The 4,081-nt window shown below is 67.9% G+C and carries 4 protein-coding genes and 1 pseudogene; 1 reads left to right on the plus strand and 4 read right to left on the minus strand.

From position 1 onward, the window contains the following. The 3 genes and pseudogenes from ABZU75_RS45585 to ABZU75_RS45595 form a co-directional block, all read right to left on the minus strand. Positions 1–704 (minus strand): annotated as a pseudogene (locus ABZU75_RS45585) (cytochrome P450); the annotation flags it as partial. 146 nt (positions 705–850) lie between these two features. Further along, positions 851–1,609, minus strand: coding sequence for an NAD(P)H-binding protein (locus ABZU75_RS45590; protein ID WP_355569559.1), 759 nt, complete (start codon positions 1,607–1,609; stop codon positions 851–853). A gap of 14 nt (positions 1,610–1,623) precedes the next feature. Continuing rightward, a complete protein-coding gene (locus ABZU75_RS45595; RefSeq protein WP_355569562.1) occupies positions 1,624–2,142 on the minus strand; it encodes a carboxymuconolactone decarboxylase family protein in 519 nt (172 codons plus the stop codon). A 290-nt stretch (positions 2,143–2,432) separates the two neighbouring features. Here ABZU75_RS45595 and ABZU75_RS45600 point away from each other — a divergent pair, with 290 nt between their 5' ends. Continuing rightward, positions 2,433–3,311 carry an RNA polymerase sigma-70 factor gene (locus tag ABZU75_RS45600; RefSeq protein ID WP_355569568.1) on the plus strand — a complete coding sequence of 293 codons (879 nt, stop codon included), beginning with the start codon at positions 2,433–2,435 and terminating at the stop codon, positions 3,309–3,311. A 96-nt stretch (positions 3,312–3,407) separates the two neighbouring features. On the opposite strand, the gene ABZU75_RS45605 is transcribed toward ABZU75_RS45600, so the two are convergent. After that, entirely contained in the window at positions 3,408–3,917 is a 510-nt protein-coding gene (locus tag ABZU75_RS45605; RefSeq protein WP_355569565.1) for a hypothetical protein, read from the minus strand. Positions 3,918–4,081 lie beyond the last annotated feature (164 nt).

Raw genomic sequence — 4,081 nt, forward strand, 5'->3', positions numbered from 1 at the left:
CCGGCCAGCAGCAGCAGTCCCGCGATGCCGATCAGCTCGTCGGTACTGAGATCGTGGCCGTGCTCGCGCACCAGCATGCCCAGCATGTCCTCGCCCGGGTCCGCCTGCGCGCGGGCCACGAGGTCGGCCATGTAGGCGCGGTCCTCCCGCTGTGCCGCGTTCCGCTGCTCCGTCGGCAACGACACATCCAGCAGGCGCACGGCACGCTCGTGGAACTCGGCGCGGTCGGCATGCGGCACGCCCAGCAGCTCGCAGATCACCAGCGATGGCACCGGCAGCGCGAAGTGCGCCACCAGATCGGCCGGCTTGCCGGCCCGCTCCAGATCGTCCAGGGCCGCTTGGACGATCTCGGTGATCCGCGGCTCGAGCCTGCGCATCCGGCGTACCGTGAACTCCGGGGTGAGCATCCGGCGCAACCGCGTGTGCTCGGGCGGGTCGAATCCGATCAGCTTCCCGGCCCGCATCGTGGCCAGCTCGTCGGCGTTCATCTGCCCAGATCCTGGGAACGGCGTCAGGGCGCTGCTGAACCGGGCCGGATCCGCCAGCACCTGGCGAACGTCCTCCTGGCGGCAGACCAGGTATGCGGGTAGGCCGAACGGCGTCTCCACCCGCACCACACCCTCGCCATCGCGAGCCCGGGCCAGCTCCTCGACCGGGTTGAGCCCGTTCCGCCTGAGGATGCGGTGACGAATCCAGGCGCCCAAAGAGATCGGACTGTGCATTTGGCTCGGAGGGAACTACTGAGTCCCCGATGAGTCCCCGAGGGCGAGGTTCGGAGGAAGCCCTTGTTCTCGAAGTTCCGGGCCGTGGCGTTCCGAGAACAAGGGCAAGGCCGTGCCGTACGGACTGCTCAGGGTTGGGTGTCGAGCCACTCCTGGAAAGTGGGTCCGGCGAGCTTGGCGTGCGGGCTGGGCAGGAACCCGCCGTTGGCGGCGATCTCGGCATCGGGCATGCTGGAGCCGTCGACGCCGACGACCTTGATGCCTCGGCGGGCGCCGAGGAGTTGGGCCGCCTCCGCCATGGTCTCCTTGCGGGGTCCGGCGATCTCAGGGATCGGTGTTCCTCGGGCGGGCGCGTCGAGGTCGGTGGCCAGGTCGACCAGTGTCTCGGCCACGGTGCGGCAGGCCACGAGCTGGGTGGGCAGGGCCGGGATGTAGGCGACGTCGCCCTGCTGCCAGTCCAGGATCTGACCGACGAATTCGTGGAACTGCGCGGCCCGCAGGATGCGGACGGGGAGCGGGCCGGACAGGAGGAGTTCCTCGTGCACCTTCTTGGCGGCGACGAAACCGGCGGTGGCCTTGTCGACGCCGATGATGGACGCCATGGCGATCTGGGCGACCCCCGCCTTCTGACCGTACTCGTGCAGATTGCGGGCCGACGTGCGGAAGAACTCCGTCGCCGCCTCCTGGTCGGAGGCATGCCAGGAGGCGACGTCGATGATGGCCTCGATCCCGGTGAGGGCCTCGGCCAGGCCATCACCGGTGATGATGTCCACGCCGGTGGCTCGGGACATCGGCACGACCTGGTGCCCCCGTTCGGTGAGGACGTCGACGACGTGGCGGCCCAGCCGCCCGGTTGCCCCTGCCACCGCGAACCTATCGATGCTCATGCTGTATGCCCTTCTTACTCGCTGTAGTTCTGGCCGGGGGGCATACCGGGGATCGGCTTGGCGATGAGAGCGGCGGGGGTGAAGAAGCCGATGTGGGCGATCGCCATGATGAGCGTCCACATCGCCTTGTCGTCGTAGTGCGCGGACGCCTTGGCGTACAGCTCGTCGGGGACGCGCTCCCCGGACGGGTTCGGGGTGAGGACGGCCTCCACCAGCGCCAGCGCGACCCGTTCGGCGTCGGTGAAGTAGGTGGCGTCGTGCCAGGTGGCCACGGCGGTGATGCGCTCCTCTGATTCCCCGATCCTGCGGAGGTTGTTGGTTTCCCGGATGGTGAAGTACGTGCTGCCGAGGATCTGCCCGGCGCGCAGCTGCAGCAGGCCGATGGTCGTCGGGGAAATCGCACCGTTCCTGAGGACCTTGTGCAGGCCTTCGCCGACTTCTGCAAGCTCGGGGACGAAGGGGAGGGGGTTGGGCATGCGCGACCGCAGGTCCTCCTGCTTGGTCGTCGTGTCGGTCGTCGTGGGTGTGGACATGGTGAGGCCTTCCCTTCTCAAGCTCAACTCGTGATCTTGCGTGCCGTAGTGCCGTACGGATCGTTCGCGCGGCGTCCTGACGACCACGAGACGCCGGCGCCCCGATCCCTGTAACAGCGCGGCCATGTGACATAGGCCACCTGCCGTGGGTGTTACAAAGCGGTAGGGGCCGGCGTCTTGTGCGTGTGGCAGTGCTAAGAGCGAACAGGCGGGAGCCGGACATGAGCGAGCGCAGCGAACGCAGTGCGGACCCAGCCGAGCCGCTCGATCGTGCCGACTCCGTGGACTCCATGGACTCGGCTACCAAGGCGTTCGTTGCCCACCGCAACCTGCTGTTCACCGTCGCCTACGAGATGCTCGGCTCGGCCGCCGACGCCGAGGACGTCCTGCAGGAGACCTGGCTGCGCTGGGTGGACGTCGATCTGACCACTGTGCGGGAGGAGCGTGCCTACCTGGTGCGGATCGTCACCCGGCAGGCGCTGGACCGGCTGCGCGCGCTCGGCCGGCGTAAGGAGTCCTACGTCGGGCCGTGGTTGCCCGAGCCGTTGCTGACCGCGCCTGATGTGGCCGAGGACGTCGAGCTCGCCGAGAGCGTCTCGATGGCGATGCTGCTGGTGCTGGAGACGCTTCAGCCGACCGAGCGGGCGGTGTTCGTGCTGCGCGAGGTGTTCGATCTGGACTACGACGAGATCGCCGAAGCCGTCGACAAGAGCCCGGCCGCGGTCCGCCAGATCGCCTACCGGGCGCGGGCACACGTCGCCGCGCGCCGACCACGCGGCATCGCCTCCCCGGCCGAGACCCGAGCCGCACTCCAGGCCTTCCAGCGAGCGGTCGAAACCGGCGAATTGCAGAGCCTGCTCGACGTCCTCGCGCCGGATGTCGTCGCCCTGAGCGACGGCGGCGGAGTCAGGCATGCCCTGCTACGGCCCGTTGTGGGGGTCGACAACGTGGCTCGCCTACTGGCCGTCGGCTGGTGGAAACGCGACGCGGAAAGGTCGACCGAGCTGGTACAGATCAATGGCGGCCCTGGGCTGCTCGTGCGAGTCGATGGGGAGATCGACGGAGTGGTGGCGGTGCGCGTGGAGAACGGCTACGTCACCGGCGCCTACCACGTGCGCAATCCCGAGAAGCTGTCGCGCGTGGAGCGGGAGACCGCAGTGAGCCGCTGAGGCCGCAACGACCTACCGCCCGCCGCGCTTCGCCCCCACCCCGTTGTCGATCAAGCCCCGGAACCCAGACGTTGTTCTCCATCTTGCCGTCGACGCCTATCGCCTGGTGGGGGACCGGAACGGATATTCGTCGCACTCCTTGCCCGGACCCTGTTCGGGAAGATCCGGGCAATATGTTCTCCGAGCGCTCCGGACCCTGGAGTTGAACAACGGGCCGTCGGGGGCACGCTCACTGTTGGCCCGCCTGGTCAAGGGGACCTTCACGCACTGCCCTGGGTTGGGTGCTCCCACGCACGCGTCGTAGTTTCCGGGGAACTTCTTGGTGATGGGCCTTCCCTGCTTGTCCACCTTCGGATTCGTGCCCTGCGGGTTCTGGAAGGCGTACTGGATATGCTGCGCCACCTCTGCGCGGTGGGGGTCTCCGGTGTACATGGTGTAGATCCGGTCGGCGCCGAGGAACCTGCGCCCTCCGGTGTTGCCGGTCCATGAGCCTGTTCCGTCGGCCCTGAGGACGGGGTAGTTGATGCGCTCGCTTTGGGCCGCAGCGTGCAGTTTCCCCAGGCTCTTCCCCCTTGCCGGGGGTGCGCATCCAGTCGAGTTCGTCAAGCCACCAGGCGTAGGCGGGGTTCGACCCACATAAGCCCAAAACCCACATTCACCAGGTGTTGCCGCTGGTCGGGAGTCTGGTGGGCGGCACTCGGCGGTCATGTACCGGATAAGGAACACATATAACGTGCAATAACCCCCGCCCGAGAGGGGGGGAGAGGTAA

Source organism: Streptosporangium sp. NPDC005286 (genome assembly GCF_040607515.1).
Taxonomy (GTDB): domain Bacteria; phylum Actinomycetota; class Actinomycetes; order Streptosporangiales; family Streptosporangiaceae; genus Streptosporangium.

What these genes read in the sequence shown, in the direction of transcription:
- ABZU75_RS45590 (WP_355569559.1), bottom strand. Translation starts at nt 1,609, where the DNA reads ATGAGCATCGATAGGTTCGCGGTGGCAGGGGCAACCGGGCGGCTGGGC.
- ABZU75_RS45595 (WP_355569562.1), bottom strand. Translation starts at nt 2,142, where the DNA reads ATGTCCACACCCACGACGACCGACACGACGACCAAGCAGGAGGACCTG.
- ABZU75_RS45600 (WP_355569568.1), top strand. Translation starts at nt 2,433, where the DNA reads ATGGACTCGGCTACCAAGGCGTTCGTTGCCCACCGCAACCTGCTGTTC.